A 4,130-nucleotide genomic window follows, 5' to 3' on the forward strand; every position below is an offset into this window, starting at 1 on the left:
CGCCGTATTTCGAACGGCGCTGCTTGCGGTCTTTGACGCCCTGCGTGTCGAGCACGCCGCGGATAATGTGATAACGAACGCCTGGCAGGTCTTTCACGCGGCCGCCGCGGATTAGAACAACAGAGTGTTCCTGCAAATTGTGGCCCTCGCCCGGAATGTAGCCGATGACTTCATAGCCATTGGTCAGACGAATCTTCGCGACTTTCCGCAGCGCCGAGTTCGGCTTCTTCGGCGTCGTTGTATAAACCCGCGTGCACACGCCCCGCTTTTGCGGGTTGCCTTCCAAAGCCGGCACTTTGTTGATAGCGCGCTTCGGTTTCCGCGGCTTGCGGATAAGCTGTTGTATTGTCGGCATTCACCTATTCTCCGGCTTCGCTAGACGCGGGCGCCAACCCTAAAACTTCGCGCGCCATCGGCCCTAAAAAGCCATGACGCAAACAAGCGGTGCCCGCATCAGCGGAACGCCGCTCGAAAACCTAGAACTGTCTTCAGCTAAAAGCGGCTGCGTTTCAGGGTCTTCCCCGAGGGGAAAGAGCTGACGGCCAGCCATTCAGCGGCGCGAGACATACCGACGCCTATCCCCCGGGTCAATATGATTTCAACAATTTCCGGGCGGTTTTTGCTGTTTTTTCTACGCTGAAAGTCTAGCGATGAATTACGCATACCGTGCGCCATATTCCGCCCTCAAAGAATTCGCCCTTGATCGATTATGCCTTTCAAAAGCGTTCCATGATCCCTCCTTGACGTGAATTGGCGGAAAATCCGCGATTAACTAGGAATCACGCGCGGACGCGGCTAAGGAACGGGCGATTTTCAGGGATTCCCCGTGCCGCAGCCTTCAGACCAGCCGATTGAGCCGAAACGGGTTTTTTATGTCGCAGGGCCGGGAGATGCGGTTGGCGCGCACAAATCCTGGCGCTCAGGGGTACATGACCCGACCGAAGTCTCGATTACTTTTTCCAGTCAGATCGAGCAGTACGCCAAGGACGTCGGGGCCAAACTGCATCTTATCTGCTATCACGACCGCAAGGATTATCTCGAAGACGGCGATTTCGTTATCGAGCACTTGCCGAAACCCTGGCCAGGGGCGCGAGGCACCGCTTTTCATCTTCGAGAACTTGCCTACGGCCTGCAGCTGCTTCGCCGGGCCCGGCGGTTCAAGGCCGATGTGGCGATCCTTGATTCCGGTTGCACGCATTATTTCTGGCAAATGCTGTTCGTCTGGGCGGGAATCCCGGTCATTTCAGTACTTCACAACGCTCTTTGGCCCGAAGGCTTCAGACCGACAGGACTTTCGGCCCGCATGGTTCACTGGCTTGACCGGTATTTCTGGCGGCGGGGTCCGCTGGCGACGCTTTGCGTCTCGCCTATATGCGAGCGTCAGGTTGTAGAGCTTGCCGGGCCCGCCTGCCGGCCCCTGGTTCAGATCAGGGCGCAGTTCGCCAAAGAGTTTTTTGACAGAATTCCCCCCGCCCCGTCTCACGACCGGCGCCCGTTCCAGATCATGTTCATAGGCCGGGTTACTGAGGCGAAAGGCGTTCTCGATATCGTTGAGATGGCTCGGCAAATCGAAGCGCGCGCGCCCGGCCGCGTACGCTGGATNNATCGTATGCGGAACCGGTTCTGAACTTGAGGAAGTAAAGCGCCGCATTTCCGCATCGGGACTCGACAAGGTTGTCATCGCCAACGGCTGGACCTCCCTCGACGACCTTGTTGACGTTTATGCGGAATCTCATGCTTCGATCGTTCCGACCCGAAGCACCTTCGTTGAAGGGCTCGCCATGACCGCGGCTGAAGCCGCCCTCGCCGGCTNNCCGCTCATCTCCAATCCTGTCGTACCGGCCCTCGAAATTTTGCAGCGCGCCGCCGTCGCCTGTGAGACCAACAACCCGGACTCTTACGTTAAGGAAATTTTGAAACTCATCGATGCGCCTGCGTGGTATGAATCGATGATCGAGAAATGTCCGGAGGTCTCAAGACCGTTTCTCGATCGCCGCTACGGGCTTACACATGTTTTGAAGGAACTGTTGAACCAGCCGGTCAAATAAAAACGGCGGCTATTAGGCCGCCGTTTGTTATTCTATCAGCTTACTGAATTATTCCGCAGCATCCTGGCTGACAGGCTCTTCTTCCGAAGCCGCCTCTTCGGCGGTTTCTTCTGGAGCGGGTCCTTCAAGGGCCGGCGCGTTTGAAACTTCCGCACGCTTAGCGCGTTCGTCGAGAAGAATCTGGTCGCGGCGTTCGGCCTCGACCTGATGCTTGGACATGGCGCCGCCGGTGCCTGCCGGAATAAGCCGGCCGACAATGACATTTTCCTTGAGGCCCTCGAGCGTATCGACCTTGCCGTTGACCGCTGCGTCGGTGAGGACGCGGGTAGTCTCCTGGAACGACGCCGCCGAAATGAACGAGCGTGTCTGCAGCGAGGCCTTGGTGATACCGAGTAGGACCGGCACGGCCGTGGCCGGGCGCTTGCCCTGATCTTCGAGCTTGGCGTTGGTTTCCTCGAACTCAAGCTTGTCGATCTGCTCTTCCTTCAGGAACAGCGACTCGCCGGGATCGGTAACTTCGACTTTCTGCAGCATCTGGCGAACGATCACCTCGATGTGCTTGTCGTTAATCGGCACGCCCTGCAGGCGGTAGACTTCCTGGATCTCATCAATGAGGAAGTCGGCGAGCGCCTCGATCCCCATAATCGCCAGAATGTCGTGCGGCGCCGGATTACCGTCCATCAGGTACTCGCCCTTGGCGATGAAATCGCCGTCCTGAACCGCAATGTGGCGACCTTTCGGGACGAGATAATCGGAAGGCTCAAGGCTTTCATCCGTCGGGATGATCTTGATACGGCGCTTGTTCTTGTAGTCGCGGCCGAACTCAACCTTGCCGTCGACATTGGCGATGATCGCGTGATCTTTCGGACGTCGCGCTTCGAAGAGTTCCGCAACACGCGGCAGACCGCCGGTAATGTCACGGGTCTTGGCGCCTTCCGTCGGGATACGGGCAAGCACGTCGCCCGGACGGATGTCTTCGCCGTCTTCAACGGAAAGAATGGCGTCTACAGGAAGCATGTAACGCGCTTCGCCGCCGCTTGAGAGTTTTTCGGGATCGCCGCTTGCGCTTGCAATCACGATCGCCGGCTTCATGTCGGCTGCACGCGGGTTGGCGCGCCAGTCGGTGACGACACGGCTCGCGATACCCGTCGCTTCGTCGGCGACGACCTGCATGGAGAAGCCTTCTTGCAAGTCTTCGTATCTGATTTTACCGGCTACCTCGGTCAGGATCGGCATGGTGTACGGATCCCAGTCAGCAAGCCGCTGACCGCGTGTTACTTTGGTTCCGTCTCCGGCGCGCAGCTTGGCGCCGTAGGAAACCTTGTAGGACGCATGTTCCTTGCCGTCATTGTCGACGATTTTCACAAGCGTGTTGCGGCCCATGACGACGAGATCGCCATCAGAGTTTTTGATAACATTGCCGCCCTCAAGCTTGATGACGCCTTCGTGGCTCGCTTCGATAAACGATGTATCGCCAACCTGCGCCGTGCCGCCAACGTGGAACGTACGCATGGTAAGCTGTGTGCCCGGCTCGCCGATAGACTGCGCAGCGATAACGCCGACAGATTCACCGATATTGACCGGACAACCGCGCGCAAGGTCGCGTCCATAGCACTTGGCGCAAACGCCGACTTTGCTGTCGCAGGTGAGCACTGAACGCACGCGGAGTTTTTGAATCCCCGAGCCCTCGATTTCTTCCGCTTGCGCTTCGTCGACTTCGTCATTCGCCTTGCCGAGCGTTTCGCCGGTTTCAGGATGCTTCACATCCTCAAGCAGCGTGCGGCCAAGAATGATCTGCGAAAGCGGAACGACGATTTCACCGGAACGGACAACCGCTTCCATGGTGATGCCGTTTTCCGTGCCGCAGTCCGGCTCGCGCACGATGCAGTCCTGCGCAACATCGACGAGACGGCGCGTCAGATAGCCTGAGTTCGCCGTTTTTAGCGCTGTATCCGCCAAACCTTTCCGCGCGCCGTGGGTCGAGTTGAAGTACTCGAGCACGGTCAGGCCTTCCTTGAAGTTCGACGTGATCGGCGTTTCGATGATCTCGCCGGACGGTTTCGCCATCAGGCCGCGCATGGC

3 protein-coding genes and 1 pseudogene are annotated in these 4,130 nt (G+C 58.1%); 2 read left to right on the forward strand and 2 right to left on the reverse strand.

Features of this window, described 5'->3' with window-relative positions; genetic code table 11:
* Positions 1-355 (reverse strand): 30S ribosomal protein S12 (gene rpsL, locus B2P82_RS02750; RefSeq protein WP_290494985.1); only part of this gene is annotated, 355 nt, incomplete at its 3' end.
* A 471-nt stretch (positions 356-826) separates the two neighbouring features.
* On the opposite strand from rpsL, the gene B2P82_RS02755 reads away from it, so the two are divergent.
* Positions 827-1,627: a glycosyltransferase gene (locus B2P82_RS02755; protein ID WP_290494987.1), complete on the forward strand. Its 801-nt coding sequence runs from the start codon at positions 827-829 to the stop codon at positions 1,625-1,627.
* Positions 1,551-2,048 (forward strand): glycosyltransferase, encoded by a 498-nt coding sequence (locus tag B2P82_RS02760; RefSeq protein ID WP_290494989.1) that lies wholly within the window; start codon positions 1,551-1,553, stop codon positions 2,046-2,048. Before B2P82_RS02755 ends, B2P82_RS02760 begins: the two co-directional genes overlap by 77 nt.
* A gap of 48 nt (positions 2,049-2,096) precedes the next feature.
* Here B2P82_RS02760 and B2P82_RS02765 read toward each other — a convergent pair.
* Positions 2,097-4,130: pseudogene (locus B2P82_RS02765) on the reverse strand (DNA-directed RNA polymerase subunit beta'); the annotation flags it as partial.

The organism is Hyphomonas sp. UBA4494, assembly GCF_002388935.1.
GTDB lineage: Bacteria > Pseudomonadota > Alphaproteobacteria > Caulobacterales > Hyphomonadaceae > Hyphomonas.